Raw genomic sequence first — 15,396 nt, forward strand, 5'->3', positions numbered from 1 at the left:
CCGTTCGCCGGGCGCTTTGCGTTCGTCAGAACGCGAGCCAGGTCCCGTCTTCGAGGCGCTGGTGTGTTGCGCGTTGACACTCGGCGAAGACGCCGAGGAACCGGTCGACGCCGCTGCGGCCCATCGCAAACGGATTGGAGGCCGACGGATCGGCCTGCAGCCGACGCAAGTGGTAGAACATCGCGCTCTGGTAGCCGTGCGTATTGATCAGCGTGTCAGCGCCGACCTGGGCGGCGACAGAGCGCAGGTAGTCCATCGAGCGGGCGTATTGCGCGGCCTCGTCGGGGTTGTCGTTGCCGCTGAGGACCAGGAGCTGACGCGTCTCGCCCTGATGCTGCACGGGGATGATCACCGACATCTGTCCCGGCGTATGACCCGGATTGAGCACCGCCACCACTTCCGTGCTTGGGCCAATGCGAATGCGAGCAGAGCCCGTGGTCTGGCCAGGCTCCGGTTCGATGCGCATGTCGATCCGGTTTGGGACAGAGCGCAGCCGCGTTTGGTGCAGCGCGGCCGCCTCTGCCGCATCAGTGGGACGCGAGCGCCAGCGCACGGTGGCGCCGGGCGGCGGCGTTTCGCCGTTCCGCAGCGCTTCACGCGCTTGATCGACGATAGCCGCGTCCGGTGCGCCCATGACGACTTTGGCCTCCGGCGCCAGTCGCTGAACGACATTCGCGCCGCCGGTGTGGTCGGCGTGCATGTGACCGAGAAAGACGTAACGGATGTCGGCAGGGTTGAGCCCAGCCGCTGGCATCTCGCTCAAAACCACCTGCTCGAACTCTTCTGGCGTCGTCATCGTGTCCACCATCAACAGCCCGTCCGGTGTGCGCACGACGATGACGCCGAGACCATCGGCGCCGAAATACCAGGCGTTGTCGAGAAAGCGTGCGCCGCCCGAGGGCATCGGCGTGCGTGCGAAGCGGGAGTGGAAGAAGCCCTGCGGGGAGACGAGATCTTGCGCCGGATCGATGAGTTCGTCGACTTCCTGCCCAGCGCCGGCGTCCTCGGGGCTGCGATATCCGGTTTCGCACCACACGCGATATGCCCAACGGATGAGCGGATTGTCATCGGCGTACGCCAGCGCTCTTGCCGCATCGTTGTAACCGCGCGCCAATGGCAGGTCGGGCCGGATCGGGCCGCGAAACGGCCGAGCCGGGTCGGCGGTGTGTGAAAAGGCAAGCGCAGCGTCTTGCGGCGTCGCGCCGGCGCACGCCGCCAGTAGGCACCCGGATATCACAAGGGCAATCGCTCGTGACGACATTCTCGCCTCCAACTCACTTGGGTTCGTCAACTTTGATGGGCGTCGCGCCAGGGGGGCGCCTGAGGAGCCGGCGCACAGGGCGATCGACGCGGAAACGGCGCGCGCGCTCGTGCAGCGGTTCGTCTGCAACCGTGCCGCGGGCAAGACCGCGTATGTAGTCGTTCCACGTCGCGACATCGAAGCGCTCGACCCATAGCGAAGGATCGTCGATGTCTTGCGAAACGCTCCAGTTGGTGGCGCCGTCGCGACGGCGAATGTGGCCAAGCGCGAAGATGGCTTCCATCAACGCGGCCGTGTCGCCGGGAGCGCTTTGGTATTCAATGAGGATCGTGAGCGGGCCGCTGCTCGGCGTCAGCGTAGCGCGAGCCGAGCGCGCATCCCGGCTGCTTGCGCTGAGATCGGGCGAGCTCCGGTCGGGTACGCGTTCGATGCCGGGTACAAGCAAGCTGCCGATGAGGAAAAGCGCGGCGCCCGAGCAGGCGATGGCGAGGTTCGCCGCCTCCGCGGCGAGACCACAAAGCGCCGAGCCCAGTGCGAGCGCTCCAAAGGTGGCCAGGCGGCTGAGCGCGACGGCGCGGCCAACGACCCATTTCGGACTGCCGAATTGGATGGCGCTGGTGAGCGTCGTCATGGCGGCGTTCCAGCCGAAGCCGCCCGCCGCCATGAAGACCACGGAAAGCAGTGTGATTGTGCTGAAGGCCAGGCCTGCGGTGGCGACAGCAACGAGCGCGATGGCCATTTGGAGGTGGCGTTGGGCGCCAAGGCGAATCTGAAGTGTCGAACTGAGCAGCGCGCCCAACACCGAGCCAGCGCCGAAACCGGTGAGAAGAAGGCCGTAGCCTATCGGTCCGGCGTCGAGGCGCTGCTGAGCGACGACGGGCGTCAACGCCCAAATGGCGCCGCCGCCGAGGCCGAGCAAAGCGCTGCGAAGCAGCGTGCTCCGAAGCGCGGGCGCCATGATGACGTAGCGCAAGCCGGAGGAGATGGCCGCGTGCAATGGTTCTGGCGGCGCGGCGCGAGGCGTCTGAGGCAGCTTGTTCACGGCCATCACCATCGCGGCGCCGAACAAGGCGAGCGCGTTCAGCGCAAAGGCCAGAAACGGCCCGCTTAGCGCGATGATCAGACCGCCGAGCGCCGGACCGGTTGACCGCGCCATATTGAAGGCGAGCGAGTTGAGGCCGATCGCGGCAGGCAGGTTCTCGCGCGCCACGAGATCGCCGACGGAGGCGTGCCATGCCGGTTGCTGGATTGCGATCACCGCTCCGATCATGGCCGTCGCGACGAGCAGCAGCGCAGGAGTCACCGCGTCGAAATAGGCGAGCACCGCGAGCGCGCCGGCAATCACGCAGCCGCCAATCTGCGCGATCAGCATGATGACGCGACGATCGGAGCTGTCCGCCAGCGCGCCTGCAGGGAGGGACAGGAGCAGAAACGGCGCCAGCGTCGCCGTCTGCACCAGCGACACGATGAACTCGGACCCGTGCAGCGTCGTCATCATCCAGGCGGCGCCAAGCGATTGGATCACTGCGCCGAAATTGAAGACAAACGCCGAAACCCAGAGCGTTCGGAACAGTCGATCGCCAAGCGGCGTGAATGTCAGCGCACGCCACTCCGCAAAGCTCCGTGCGGCGCTGCTTACGAGTCCACGAAGGTTCAAAACGCGCCTGCACAGAAAAAAGGGCCAGCGGTCCAAAGGACCGCTGGCGAAACTCTCTTCCGGGAGGAGGGACGAGTACGCGGAAATTCCATCGCTAGAAGGAGTGCTTGATCTGCACCCCGTAAGTGCGTCCCGCGGCGAAGGTGCCGCGACGGTTTACGAGGTCGGTCGCCCGCTCCCACGCGACGTAGCGATTATCGGCGGCGTTGTTGACGAACACGCCGATGCGCCACTGATCCGTTTCAACGCCGGCCGCGAGGTCGATCGTTTCGGGATTGTCGAGCTCGGCCAGGTTGTCGTTGTCGGTGAAGCCGTTCCAGGCGTTGTTGTAAGAGGCGAACGAGTAGAGATCGAGGTTCGCGGTGAGCGGCGTGTCGTAGCTCACGATGGCGGAGAACGAGTGCTCGTAGGTCCGCGGCACGCGGTTGCCGGTGTAATCATCGCCGCCGGCGACGAAATCTTCGAACTTCGCGTCGAGATATCCGTAGACGAGATCGAACCGGAGACCTTCCGTCGGCAGTAGGCTCAACTGGACTTCAAAGCCTTGGTTGCGGATTTCGCCCGCGTTGACGCCAAGAGTGTTGAGATCGAGGTTGGGATCGTCGATCTGAACGAGGGCGTCAGAGCGATCCTGCAAGAACGCCGCGAGGTTCAAGATCGCGCGGCCTTCGAACAGCTCCCATTTAAGGCCGGCCTCGTAGCCGATGGTGGTTTCCGAATCGAAGGCCTGCAGTTCCGGCGTGGCCGAGATTGGATTGAAGCCGCCGGCTTTGAAACCTTGGACCGCTTTGAAGTAGGCGAGAATGTCCGCGCTTGGGCGCCAGTTGACGCCGCCGCCGAAACTGACGTTTTCGAACGAGGCGCTATTCTCCCCCGATACTTCGAAGGTCGCGCCCGTGAACGCGCCGATCACTTCTACGCAGGCGTCGCAACCGCCGACAAAGGTCTGACCGAAGGTGATGTCCTTCTCGTCACGGGTCCAGCGTCCGTTGGCCCAGATCTCCCATTGCGGGTTGATCTCGTAGTTGGCCTCAGCGAACACGGCGACGGAGTTCAAGCTCTGAACGTTGTCGAAGCGGATGTAGGCGGAGTCGCCCAGGAAGCCGGTGAGACCCGTCAGGCCAGGCGTCAGGCCGATCGCCGCGATGGAGGTGCCGTCCGGGATCGGCACGCCGAAGAGCGCATCCCAAATCGGCTCTGACCCTGGCGGGGTCACGCCGGTGGCGTACATGTCGGCCAGATTGAGGCCGAAGAGCGCGCCCGCGAAATCGCCCCCGTTCAGAGAGTTGTATGTGAGATCGACATCCTCTTTGAGGTAGTTCGCGCCGACAATATAGCTGAAGCCGTTGACGGGGTCCGCGGCAAACCGGAGCTCGGCGAATGTCGATTGTTGCGCCGCATTATATTGGCGGCCGCTGATCTCGAACTCGGTATAATCATCGTCACGGCTGAGATCGTAGGCCGCATCGCGGTAGCTTACGATCGCCGTGGCAGTGCCCGCGTCGACGGTCCAGTTCGCCTCCTGCGTAAACTGCCACTGGTCGAAGTTCTGGAACGTCGGCCAGTCGCGGAACTGATTGTCGGTGTCGTCGGCGCTGTAGCCCGGATTGCCCGGGATCGGCAGCACATCTTCATTGTCCAGGAAGCCGCCTGTTCCGTTCGGCGAATCCATAATCAGCCGCTGGAAGCCTTCGGTTTCGATGGTTTCGAAGCTGGTGAGGAATTCGAGGTTCGACGTCGGCGCGAGCAGGAAACGCGCGCGGATTGAGCCCGTTTCACCGGCGTCCGTGTAGTGGTCCTGGTTGACGATGTAGTCGAAGCCTTCATCCTGATTGATCATCAAGCCAGAGAGACGCAGCGCGGCTTGGTCGCCCACGGGAATGTTGACGGCGCCGCGGAATTCTTGCCGCTCCAAATTGCCGGCGCGCAATTCGCCGTAGCCGCTCAGGTCGTCGAGCTCAGGACGTTGTGTAATCACGTTGAGCGCGCCGCCGACGGCGTTGCGACCGTAGAGGCCAGCCTGCGGTCCGCGCAGCACTTCGACGCGTTGCAAGTCGTAGAACGTCGCTGTCGAGAAGAGGCGGCCGCCGATATAAACGCCGTCGCGATAGACGCCGACGCCTGGATCTTCGTCCTGCGTGTTGCGGCCGCTGCCACGAACGGAGATTTCGCTCGAGGTCTCGGAATCGGTTGTGAGCTTTGCGTTTGGCGTGAGTTCTACAAATTCGTCGACCTCATCCAGACCGCCGGCTTCGATCACGGCCTCGGAGAACACCGAAATCGCATCCGGTACGTCCTGCACGCTCTGTTCGCGTCGGCGCGCGGTGACGATCAGCTCGTCAGATTCCTCCACTGCGGTCTCCTGTGCGACCGCAATCGTAGGCGCGCAGAGGAACGTCGCCAGCGACGCCCCGACGAGGAGACTCGCCCGACCGGTAAATTTCAGCATACACGTCCTCCCCATCCCCGATTTGTCTCGAGGTTAGCAGAGACGCTAACACCGTGTTTCGGCCCCTCGTTATGCAAATCCCGAATGAAATGATCGCTGTCGTTGGGCTTGGATGCGGGAGGCTCGGCTGCGAGGGTCGGCCCAGTCATTCGGGGCTCCGGACGGCGAGGCGCGGGACGTGGCTTCGCTACAACAGCAAGTGGCGGCTGAGGATCGCGAACAGGCAGGTGGCCGGCCGCCACCGCCTCGCGCCGCCGACCGACCAGCGGCTTGGGAGGCAGAACGTGCAGCGCGGATTCACTCTTTGGTCAGGTAGTTGTCCATGAACGACACACCCGCTCGCGGGGTGCAGCTGTCGCTGGCGCGCATTCTCGCGTTTTCGGCGACTAGCCTGCCGATCTCGGCGATCAACATCTCAATGTCGGTCTATCTGCCGCGCCACTTTGCGAGTCACGTCGGACTCGAGTTGGCGCTTGTCGGTATGGCGTTCTTTATTGTGCGCATGATCGACATTCCGTTCGACGGGCTGCTCGGCCTGTTGATGGATAAGACCAAGACCAGTTGGGGACGCTACCGGCTGTGGACCATCGTGGGTTGCCCGTTCCTGATGGCGGGCGTGGCGGCAATGTTCTTCGCGCCCGCGAGCGTCGGGTTAGCGTATCTCGTGATGGGCTTGCTGATTGTCTATCTGGGCCAATCAATGCTGGATCTGTCGCACCGGGCATGGGCGGTGACGCTGGCGCCGACCTACAACGACCGCTCGCGGGTCTTCGGTGCGCTCACCGCGGTCGGCCTTTGCGGCGGGGCTTCGGTCATCTTGATCCCGATCATCAGCGAGGCGCTCGGCGTCAACGACGCCGCCAATGTGTCGATCATGGGCTGGTGGGTTCTGGTGCTGGCGCCGGTCTCCACGGCGATATTGGTGTTCAGCACGCCCGAACGCATCGTTCCGGCGCCGTCGGATCATGGCGTCCGCTTCGCCGACTACATTTCCGTGCTCAGGCGGCCGACCTTTCTGCGCATTGCAGCTTGCGACCTTGCTCTCACGTTCGGCACCGGTTGGACGAGCGCCATTTACCTCTTCTACTTCACGGAGAGCCGGGGCTTCACGACCGGGCAGGCGAGCGTCCTCTTGGTGACGTATATTCTTGCCGGCATCTTCGGCGCACCCTTGATGGGCAAGCTTGCGACCATCTTCTCGAAGCACCGCACCACGATCTTCTCTGTGGTCGGCTATGGCCTCGGTTTGCTTTCGCTGCCGCTTATTCCTCAGGGAAACTTGGTGATCGGCCTTGTGGCGATGTTTATCGTCGGGTCGTTCGCGTCCGGGTTCAACGTGCTGACCAAGGCCATGACGGCCGACGCTGCGGATGAAATTCGCTTGCAGCAGAACCGTGAGCGGTCCGCGTTGCTCTACGCGGTCACGACGATGACGAACAAGGTGTCGAGCGCGATCTCCGTTGGCGTGACGTTCACCGTGCTGGCATGGATGGGCTACAACGCACAGGAAGGGGCGGTGAACACGCCCGATGCCATCAACAACCTGCAGATTGTCTATCTGGCCGGTCCGCTCCTGTTCTGTGCTCTCGGCGCGCTGACTATGGTGGGCTATCGGCTTGGGCCCAAGCAGCATGCCGAGATCAGACTCGCGCTGGACAAACGTGATGCACAGTATGCGCGTGAGATCGCGGTTGAGGCTGGCATCGAGGGACCCGCGCCGCGTGCGACGCCTAGCCGCGACCCGGCTTGACCGGAACGCTCGACGAACAACAGTCGCTCTGTGGCGGTAATGACTGCGATTACGCCGGCGCGGCCTGTCGCCCGGCAGCCCGGAGGGGGTATGCTGGGCGCTGCGGAGAAGGGGTCCGACCATGGAGTTCGATTGGCTGGAAGACTTTCTAGCCTTGGTTGAGACCGGAAGCTTCTCGCGCGCCGCTGAGAAGCAGAATGTCTCGCAGCCCGCGTTTAGCCGTCGGATCAGAATGCTGGAAACTTGGCTCGGCGCGCCCTTGTTTGACCGGGCGACCCATCGCATCGAGCTTACGCAGGCGGGCGAGCAGTTTCGCCCGATCGCAGAAGACGTGTTGCGGCGCTTGCTCAACGGCCGCGATCAAGTGCGTGAGGCGGCTGCGGGAGGCACCTCGGCGCTGAAGTTCGCGTCGACGCACGCGCTCTCGATCACTTTCTTCCCAGACTGGCTGGAGCGGATCGAGACGGAGAAGAATTTCGCCGCGTCCGTCAGCTTGGTCACCGACAACATGGCCGGCTGCGAAGAAATCATGCTGCAGGGGCAGGCGCAGTTCCTGCTCTGCCATCACCATCCTTCGACGCCGATCCCGTTCATGCCGAATTATTTTGTCTCGGTGGTGATCGGCAATGACACGCTGACGCCGGTGTGTGCGCCGGCGGCAGACGGAGCATCGCCCCTGTTCGCTTTGCCCGGATCGATGGACGCGCCGGTGCCTCATCTGGCCTACAGCGATGTCTCCGGCATGGGCCGCATCCTTGCGGCGACGTTGTCGCGCGACGGCCCGCCGGCCTGGTTGGCGCCCGCCTTCACCGCGCACGTCGCCACCGTGCTGGCGGCGATGGCGCGAACCGGGCGCGGTGTTGCTTGGCTGCCGATGAGCGTCGTCGGCCGCGATCTGGAAGCGGGAAGCTTGGTGCGCGCCGGCGGCGAAGAGTGGGACGTGCCGATCGATGTTCGGCTCTACCGCGCCCGTGCGCGCCAGAGCCCGGTGGCGGAGCAATTCTGGTCCATCGTCAAGGCGATGAACGAGCCTGCGGACGCCAGTCGGGGAGAATCTTCATAGCGTCGCCAGCTTGGCCGCGCTCCTGCACCACCGTGTTGGTGAGCACCCCGATCTCGCCGATCTCGATCTCGCAGGTGTCGCCGGGTTTCATCCAGAGCGGCGGTTTGCGCGCCGCGCCGACGCCTTCCGGCGTGCCGGTGACGATGACGTCGCCGGGCGCCAGCGTGATCGCTTCGGAGAGCACTTCAATCAGCGTTGGCACGTCGAAGATCATGTCGTCCGTATTTGAATCCTGAACCGTCTCGCCATTGAGGCGGGCGGCAATGCGCAGGCCTTTGGCGCCCGGCGGCAGCTCGTCCGGCGTGACCAGTTCAGGGCCCCACGATCCCGAAGCGTCGAAATTCTTGCCCATGCCCCATTGGGGCGTTTTGATCTGGTAGTCGCGAACACTGCCGTCATTGAAGGCCGCATAGCCCGCGACGTGTTCGAGCGCACTTTCCTTCTTGATGTGGCGGCCGCCTGCGCCAATCACGACCGCGAGTTCGGCCTCATAGTCGAACCAGGTCGATGCGTTGGGCCGCACCAGAGGCGCGTCGTGCGGCACGACGCTGGTCGGATAAGACAACCGGGTATTCGGGGATCGGTTGGCCGGATTCTTCGGCGTGGCGGCGATAGTTGAGGCCGATGCAGAAGATCTTGTCCGGCTTCGGGATCGGCGGCAGCAGTTTGAACGCGCCGGCGGTAAGCAAGGGCGCGCTGCCAAGCCGCACGCCCAGCGTGCGCATCGGGCCGTGGCCATGGCCGATGAAGCCGGCCAGGTCTGAGCCCAGTTCAGCGACCGGAAGCCCGCGATAACCGTCATAGCTGCGGATGCCGACGCCTTCGCCTGCGGCGGTGGAATAGCTGATGAAGCGCATCTGGTCTCACCTCACGGGACGGGCGCCATCCGCCGCAGTCTTTGACCTTTGCTAGATCACTTTGAAGCGCCGCTCCGCTGCTTGTTTTGCATGCTACGTTGCGTTCTCCGCATCGCGCCCGATTTGCTGCGCTCGCATGATATGTGTCGGCTTTTCTATTGGCGACGGCGCACCGAGGCTCTTAGGCGTGAGGGAAGTTCAGGTGAGGAAGCAGATGGCGGACCCGTTCAAACCGGTGAAGATTTACGTGCCGCAGGGTTCGCTCGGCGTCGGCCTGTTCGCCGAGGAAGTCGACTACGCGATCGAATGGGGCGCGCAGGCGATGGCCATGGACGCGGGCTCAACGGACGCCGGCGCCGCCTATCTGGCCAAAGGCATTTCCAAGAACGATCGCGGTTCGGTCAAAAAAGACCTCGCCATCATGATGGCGGCGCAGCAGAAGGCGAAGATCCCGATCCTGATCGGTACGGCCGCCCAAGCCGGCGGCGACATGAACGTGCACTGGACGCGCGACATCGTCCTGGAGATCGCGCGCGAGAAGGGCTATTCGCCGAAAATCGCGCTGCTCTATTCCGAGCAACAGCACGATGTCATCAAGCGCAAGCTTGCCGAGGGAAAGATCGCCAATCTGCCGCCGCTCGGCGATCTGGATGACGCGGCGATCGACAGCTGCTTGCACATCGTCGCGCTGATGGGGCCGGAGCCTTACCACAAGGCGCTGGACGCGGGTGCGGACATCATCATTGGCGGGCGCACGTCCGATCCCGCCGTAATCGCCGCCTTCGCGTTGTGGAAGGGCGCACCCGCAGGGCCCAGCTGGCACGCGGGCAAGATCGCCGAGTGCGGCGGCCAGTCGACCTCGGCCAATACCGGTCAGCGCGGCGTGTTGATCGAAATCCACGAAGACGGCTTCGATGTCGAACCGGCGTCGCCGAAGTTCAAAGCCACTCCTGAGAGCATCTCGGCGCATCTGCTCTATGAGAATAAGAGCCCTTGGCGGCTGACCGAACCGGGCGGCGAGCTTGATGTGACCCGCTGCGAGTATGTCGCGCTGACAGACTCAAAAGTTCGCGTGACGGGCTCGGTCTGGGATCCAAAGCCCTACACGATGAAGCTCGAAGGCGCTTCGGGCAGCTTGTTTCAAACGATCATGATCGTCGGCATCGCCGATCCGAACGTTCTGGCGGAGCCGGACGTGTTTCATGATCATATGCTGTTGCGCCTGACTGAGCGCGCAAAGTCAGCGACCGGCCTTGACGAAAGCGAGTTTCATATCTCGCTGCGCATGTACGGCTATAACGGCGTGAGTGGCGTCAAGCCGCCGCCGGGTTCGAAGCCGCTTGAAATCGGGCTCATGGGCATCTTCACCGCGAAGACGCAGGAATTGGCGAGTCATATCGCCAAGGCGTGCAATCCCTACTTCTTCCATATGCCGGTGCGGATGGGCATGGAGCTGCCGAGCTACGGCTGGCCGTTTACGCCCGGCGACGTCGATCGCGGCCCGGTCTACCAGTTCGTGTTGAACCACGTTGTAAGCGTCGATGATCCGATGGAACTCGTGCGCATGGAGCTGATCGATGCCTAAGCTCAAAGAAGTGTGCCGCAACATCCGGTCAAAGGTGGCGGGCCCGTTCTGGGTGACGATCGATCTCATGTTCGACAGCCAGGAGAATTACGACCGCTACGTGCAAAGCCCGGCCCTGAGCGCAAGTTCGATCGCAAGAATCTATGGCATCGATCCAAAGGGCGTTTCCCATTATCCGGTGCCAAGTCTGAAGGTGTTGAAGATATCGTATCCGCGGAAGACGCCGCAGGGCAGCATTGAAGAGCGCGATCTGCATTCAGGACAGCAATACGTCTATTTGCTCGATCTCGAGCTCGACTGATCGCACGACGCATTGTTGGTTTCGTTACGAAGTATTGGCGGCGTGAGCAGGCCGTGTCCTAAGCTTGCCGACGCCCAAGCGCGTCAATGGAGGGCGGCGATGATCTACCCGCAACGCATCGAGCCGATCGTCGATTTTTCGAAGCTGTCCGACGCTGAGCGCCACCGCAGCCAGATGATGGGGCGAAAGGGAAAGCCTGACGCCTCAAACGTCATGCGCGTGATGATCAAGTTCGCGCACGCCGCGTCGATCAATGAAGGGCTCGATGTTCGCCAGGACCACCACGTCCTGACGATGCGCCTGTTCCAGTTCATCTGCCAGAGGACGCTGTGGCTCTATGATTGCGAATATCTGTGGTCGCGCCATCGCCTCTCGGCCCAGAAGGATGGGATCAACGACGAGGACCTGCTTGCTGTCGCTCAAGGGCCCGCCAATACGCGGCTGAAGGGGCTTGATCGCATCTTCGCCAACGCCGCCGACGAGTTCTATTACGATCACCGCCTGTCGGATGAGACTTGGGCCGCGATGCGCGCTTACCATCCGGAAGCCGTTGCCGATGCCGCGGGGACGTATGGCGTTTATGTGCTAATGGCGGCGTTCGCCAACTCGGTCGGCGCTCAACTCGAAGCCGACGTGCCGGGATATCGGCCGGAACTGCTGGGGCCGCGCGAGACTCCGCAGCGGCCGCGCACGCTAACGACGCCGCCGGCCGGCGGATATCCTGTGCGCCTTCAGCCGGTGCGCCCGGCCGACTATAATCAAGCGCAGATCACGGCGCTGAAGCCGTTGAAGGGCGACAAGATCGTAGAGACGAAGCTGATGCGTTCGTTCGCGCATTTCCCGAGTTTCGTGAGCACGATCGCGTCGTTCATCCTCCGCCAGAAGGATTGTCTATTGCCGCAGCGGCTGGTGCATGTGGGCGGCTTGCGCACAGCGTGGCTTTATGGCTGCGAAAACCTCTGGGCGCAGGAGCGCGAGGCCTGCCGCGCGCTGGGTTTGAGCGACGCCGACATTCGAGAGGTGGCGATCGGCTCGTCCAGCGCCAAACTCGAGGCCGCCGACCAGCTCATGGTCACTGCGGTTGATGAGATGCACACCGGCGGCTGGCTGACCGACGCCACTTGGGTCGGCGTTCTGAAGTACGGTGAAGAAGCGCCTTTGGACGTGATCGGCGTTCATGCGCTTTACGTCTACATGTCGACCTTGGCGAACACGCTGGGCGTTCAACTGGAGGACGGCGCGACCGGCTTCACGGCTGAAGAGCGGGCGCTGCGTGCCTGACCCACTTGAGGCCATCCGCGCCGTCGTCGGTGATGCGGGGTTAATCACCGGCGAGGCCGTAAGAGCGCGCCCAGGCGATTGGTCTGGGCGCACGTCGTGCGGCGCCAAGGCCGTTGTGCGCCCGCGCGATGCAGCCGAACTCGCTGAGGTCATGAAGCTTTGCACCGCCGCCCGTCAGCCAGTGGTGCCAGCCGGCGGCTTGACCGGACTTGCGCACGGCGCGGATGCTAACGAGGCGGACGTCATGATCTCGTTCGAGCGCATGCGCGCGATCGAGGCTATCGACCCTGTGGCGATGACCATGACCGTCGAGGCCGGCGTGCCGCTGCAAGCCGTGCATGAGGCGGCGGCCGAGCAAGGCTTGATCTATGCCGTCGATCTCGGCGCGCGGGGCTCTTGCACCATCGGCGGCAATATCGCCACCAATGCGGGCGGCAACAGCGTGATCCGTTACGGGATGACACGCGAGAACGTTCTGGGCGTAGAGGCGGTGTTAGCGGACGGCACGATCGTTTCATCAATGAATGCGATGCTCAAGAACAACGCGGCGTACGATTTGAAGCAATTGTTCATCGGCAGCGAAGGAACGCTCGGCCTGGTGACGCGCGCCGTATTGCGCCTGCGGCCGGCCCCCACCAGCGAGGCGACCGCCATTCTCGCAATTAAGGACTTTGAGAACGTCAAGCGCGTGTTTGGCCTCGCGAGCAAGCGTCTCGGATCGTTGCTGAGTTCATTTGAAGTCATGTGGCGCGAATTCTACGAGCTTGTCGCAGTCGAGAGCCGCAAGCATCAAGCGCCACTGCCGGGAGGCCACGGCTTTTATGTGATCCTGGAGGCCACTGGCACCGACGACGTGCGCGACGCCGCCATGGTCGAGGCGCTTTTGGCGGAGTGCTTCGAGCGGGGCTTTGCGGAGGATGCGGTTCTGGCGGCGTCGAAGAGCCAAAGGAATGCGATCTGGGCGATCCGCGAGGAATCCGAGGTGCTGATCAAGGCGCTGGCGCCGGGCGTGATGTTCGACGTGAGCTTGCCGTTGCCGCGGATGCAGGAATTTGTCACCGGTATGCGGGCGGCGCTAGCGGCGGAGTGGGGTGATGACGTGCGCTCGCTGGTCTATGGCCATATTGGCGACAGCAATCTGCACCTCATCGTCTCGCCGCGGCCGTGGAGCGATGCGGCGAAGAAGCGGGTTGAAGAAATCGTCTATACCCAGCTTGGCGGCTTTGGCGGCTCGATGTCAGCGGAGCACGGCGTCGGCACGGAGAAGCGAGAGTGGCTTCATGTCTCGCGCAGCGCAGAAGAGATTGCGCTGATGAAGCAGCTGAAGGCGCTGCTCGACCCGCATGGGCTTCTCAATCGCGGCAAGGTGCTCTAGGAGCGCCGCCTCGCTTGGCGGCGCCATCGTTCTGCTCTTAGTGTGCGTCCGGCACGTATTTTACGTTCGGCCCGCTCGAGCCGACGAGAAAATCGAGATCGACGCCGTCGCTGGCTTGGTTGACGGTGTCGACATAGAGCTTGGTGTAGCCGCGTGACGCTTGGTGCTGCGTCGGCTGCCAGGTTTCGCGGCGCTTTGCCAATTCCTCATCGCTGACGTGGAGTGTCAGGCTGCGCGCGTCGAGATCGAGCTCGATGATGTCGCCGTCGCGGACGAGGCCGAGGGCGCCGCCAACAGCGGCTTCCGGTGACGCGTGCAGAACGATCGTGCCGAAGGCGGTTCCGCTCATGCGCGCGTCGGAGATGCGCACCATGTCGCGCACGCCTTGCTGCAGAAGCCTTTTCGGCAGTTTGAAGTTGCCGACCTCCGGCATGCCTGGAAATCCGCGCGGACCGCAGTTCTTGAGCACGAGCACAGAGGAAGCGTCGACCTCGAGGTTCTCGTCATCGATGCGCGCTTGGAGATCTTCGAAGCTCTCGAAGACGACGGCGCGGCCTTTGTGTTTCAGCAATTGCGGATCAGCCGCGGACGGTTTGATCACGGCGCCGTGCGGGCAGAGATTGCCTCTGAGCACGGCGAGCGCGGCGTTGCGCTTGAACGGCTCTTCGTAGGTGCTGATGACTTCAGGCCGGTAAGACGGCGCGTTCTCGACGTTCTCCCAGATCGTACGGCCGTTCGCGGTGATGCAGTCCTTATGGAGCATGCCGTTCTCGCCGAGCATGCGCAGCACGGGCGGCAAGCCGCCGGCCTCGAAGAAGTCCTCCATCATGTGCGGGCCGTTGGGCTGCAGCGACACTAAAGTGGGTACTGGGCGCGCGAGCGAATCCCAGTCGTCGACAGTGAGCTCCACGCCCATCCGGCGCGCGATAGCGGTAACGTGGATGATGGCGTTGGTCGAACCGCCTATGGCGGCGTTGACGCGAATGGCGTTTTCAAACGCAGCGCGGGTGAGAAGGTCGCTCAGCTTCACATCTTCGCGCACCATTTCCACGATGCGGCGGCCGGCGAGGCGCGCAAGCACGGTGCGGCGCGCGTCGACGGCGGGGATGGCAGCGTTGCCGGGAAGGCCGACGCCCAAGGCCTCGACCATGCACGCCATGGTCGAGGCGGTGCCCATGATGTTGCAGTGGCCGTTGGAGCGGTTGACGCAGGACTCCATCTCCGCGACGTCGGCGAGTCCGATTTTGCCGCCGCGCAGATCGTCGGCAGCTTTCCACAAGTCAGCGACGCCGAGTTCCTTGCCGCGCATCTTGCCGTTGAGCTTTGGCCCGCCCGAAACGCCGATCGTCGGCAGATTGACGCTCGCCGCACCCATCATCAGCGCGGGCGTGGTCTTATCGCAGCCCATGAGCAGCACGACGCCGTCGAGGGGGTTGCCGCGGATCGATTCCTCGACTTCCATGGAGGCGAGGTTGCGGTACAGCATTGTCGTGGGCTGCATCAGGTTCTCGCCCAGCGACATGGAGGGGAATTCCACTGGAAACCCTCCGGCTTCGAGAACGCCAGCGCGGACATGCTCTGCGATTTCACGGAAGTGGATGTTGCACGGATTGAGATCGGACCAGGTGTTGCAAATTCCAATGACGGGCCGGCCATCGAACTGATCTTCAGGCAGGCCGCTCGCGCGCATCCAGGAGCGCGGCGTAAAGCCGTTGAGCGCGCCGCCAAACGACAATTGCGAGCGCCGTGGCTTCTTCGATCCGTCGCTCATAGGCGGCTCTCTCTTCATTTTGGTGGACGGTCTGGCCCGGTGCGCG

General features: G+C 63.4%; 12 protein-coding genes. 6 read left to right on the forward strand and 6 right to left on the reverse strand.

Annotated features, from left to right (window positions below; all coding sequences use genetic code 11):
• Positions 1-25: 25 nt before the first annotated feature.
• The 3 genes from VEA80_RS17370 to VEA80_RS17380 form a co-directional block, all read right to left on the reverse strand.
• The gene (locus VEA80_RS17370) at positions 26-1,261 is read right to left on the reverse strand and encodes an MBL fold metallo-hydrolase (protein ID WP_325062041.1); all 1,236 of its coding nucleotides are present in this window, start codon (positions 1,259-1,261) and stop codon (positions 26-28) included.
• A gap of 13 nt (positions 1,262-1,274) precedes the next feature.
• Positions 1,275-2,918, reverse strand: coding sequence for an MFS transporter (locus VEA80_RS17375; protein WP_325062042.1), 1,644 nt, complete (start codon positions 2,916-2,918; stop codon positions 1,275-1,277).
• Positions 2,919-3,012: 94 nt separating this feature from the next.
• Positions 3,013-5,367 carry a TonB-dependent receptor gene (locus VEA80_RS17380; RefSeq protein WP_325062043.1) on the reverse strand — a complete coding sequence of 785 codons (2,355 nt, stop codon included), beginning with the start codon at positions 5,365-5,367 and terminating at the stop codon, positions 3,013-3,015.
• A 322-nt stretch (positions 5,368-5,689) separates the two neighbouring features.
• Here VEA80_RS17380 and VEA80_RS17385 point away from each other — a divergent pair, with 322 nt between their 5' ends.
• Positions 5,690-7,117, forward strand: a complete 1,428-nt coding sequence (locus VEA80_RS17385) for an MFS transporter (protein WP_325062044.1) — start codon at positions 5,690-5,692, stop codon at positions 7,115-7,117.
• A 121-nt stretch (positions 7,118-7,238) separates the two neighbouring features.
• Entirely contained in the window at positions 7,239-8,180 is a 942-nt protein-coding gene (locus tag VEA80_RS17390) for a LysR family transcriptional regulator (protein WP_325062045.1), read from the forward strand.
• Here the strand turns inward: VEA80_RS17390 and VEA80_RS17395 are convergent.
• Entirely contained in the window at positions 8,131-8,724 is a 594-nt protein-coding gene (locus VEA80_RS17395) for a fumarylacetoacetate hydrolase family protein (RefSeq protein ID WP_325062095.1), read from the reverse strand. The genes VEA80_RS17390 and VEA80_RS17395 overlap by 50 nt on opposite strands.
• On the reverse strand, positions 8,669-9,037 hold the full coding sequence (locus VEA80_RS17400; protein ID WP_325062046.1) for a hypothetical protein: 369 nt from the start codon (positions 9,035-9,037) through the stop codon (positions 8,669-8,671). The genes VEA80_RS17395 and VEA80_RS17400 overlap by 56 nt, the downstream gene beginning before the upstream one ends.
• Before the next feature lie 214 nt (positions 9,038-9,251).
• Between VEA80_RS17400 and VEA80_RS17405 the strand changes: the two genes are divergently transcribed.
• The 4 genes from VEA80_RS17405 (at position 9,252) to VEA80_RS17420 (ending at position 13,579) form a co-directional block, all read left to right on the forward strand.
• On the forward strand, positions 9,252-10,622 hold the full coding sequence (locus VEA80_RS17405; RefSeq protein ID WP_325062047.1) for an acyclic terpene utilization AtuA family protein: 1,371 nt from the start codon (positions 9,252-9,254) through the stop codon (positions 10,620-10,622).
• Positions 10,615-10,923 (forward strand): DUF4387 domain-containing protein, encoded by a 309-nt coding sequence (locus VEA80_RS17410; protein WP_325062048.1) that lies wholly within the window; start codon positions 10,615-10,617, stop codon positions 10,921-10,923. Before VEA80_RS17405 ends, VEA80_RS17410 begins: the two co-directional genes overlap by 8 nt.
• A 99-nt stretch (positions 10,924-11,022) precedes the next feature.
• Complete coding sequence (locus VEA80_RS17415; protein ID WP_325062049.1) at positions 11,023-12,204, forward strand: hypothetical protein; 1,182 nt, start codon at positions 11,023-11,025, stop codon at positions 12,202-12,204.
• The gene (locus VEA80_RS17420; protein ID WP_325062050.1) at positions 12,197-13,579 is read left to right on the forward strand and encodes an FAD-binding oxidoreductase; all 1,383 of its coding nucleotides are present in this window, start codon (positions 12,197-12,199) and stop codon (positions 13,577-13,579) included. The genes VEA80_RS17415 and VEA80_RS17420 overlap by 8 nt, the downstream gene beginning before the upstream one ends.
• A 37-nt stretch (positions 13,580-13,616) precedes the next feature.
• Here VEA80_RS17420 and VEA80_RS17425 read toward each other — a convergent pair whose 3' ends face one another.
• Positions 13,617-15,350 carry an IlvD/Edd family dehydratase gene (locus VEA80_RS17425; protein WP_325062051.1) on the reverse strand — a complete coding sequence of 578 codons (1,734 nt, stop codon included), beginning with the start codon at positions 15,348-15,350 and terminating at the stop codon, positions 13,617-13,619.
• Positions 15,351-15,396: the final 46 nt, after the last annotated feature.

It is taken from the genome of Vitreimonas sp. (assembly GCF_035627415.1).
Lineage (GTDB): Bacteria > Pseudomonadota > Alphaproteobacteria > Caulobacterales > Aquidulcibacteraceae > Vitreimonas.

What these genes read in the sequence shown, in the direction of transcription:
- VEA80_RS17410 (WP_325062048.1), top strand. Translation starts at nt 10,615, where the DNA reads ATGCCTAAGCTCAAAGAAGTGTGCCGCAACATCCGGTCAAAGGTGGCG.
- VEA80_RS17390 (WP_325062045.1), top strand. Translation starts at nt 7,239, where the DNA reads ATGGAGTTCGATTGGCTGGAAGACTTTCTAGCCTTGGTTGAGACCGGA.
- VEA80_RS17385 (WP_325062044.1), top strand. Translation starts at nt 5,690, where the DNA reads ATGAACGACACACCCGCTCGCGGGGTGCAGCTGTCGCTGGCGCGCATT.
- VEA80_RS17415 (WP_325062049.1), top strand. Translation starts at nt 11,023, where the DNA reads ATGATCTACCCGCAACGCATCGAGCCGATCGTCGATTTTTCGAAGCTG.
- VEA80_RS17405 (WP_325062047.1), top strand. Translation starts at nt 9,252, where the DNA reads ATGGCGGACCCGTTCAAACCGGTGAAGATTTACGTGCCGCAGGGTTCG.
- VEA80_RS17370 (WP_325062041.1), bottom strand. Translation starts at nt 1,261, where the DNA reads ATGTCGTCACGAGCGATTGCCCTTGTGATATCCGGGTGCCTACTGGCG.
- VEA80_RS17400 (WP_325062046.1), bottom strand. Translation starts at nt 9,037, where the DNA reads ATGCGCTTCATCAGCTATTCCACCGCCGCAGGCGAAGGCGTCGGCATC.
- VEA80_RS17380 (WP_325062043.1), bottom strand. Translation starts at nt 5,367, where the DNA reads ATGCTGAAATTTACCGGTCGGGCGAGTCTCCTCGTCGGGGCGTCGCTG.
- VEA80_RS17425 (WP_325062051.1), bottom strand. Translation starts at nt 15,350, where the DNA reads ATGAGCGACGGATCGAAGAAGCCACGGCGCTCGCAATTGTCGTTTGGC.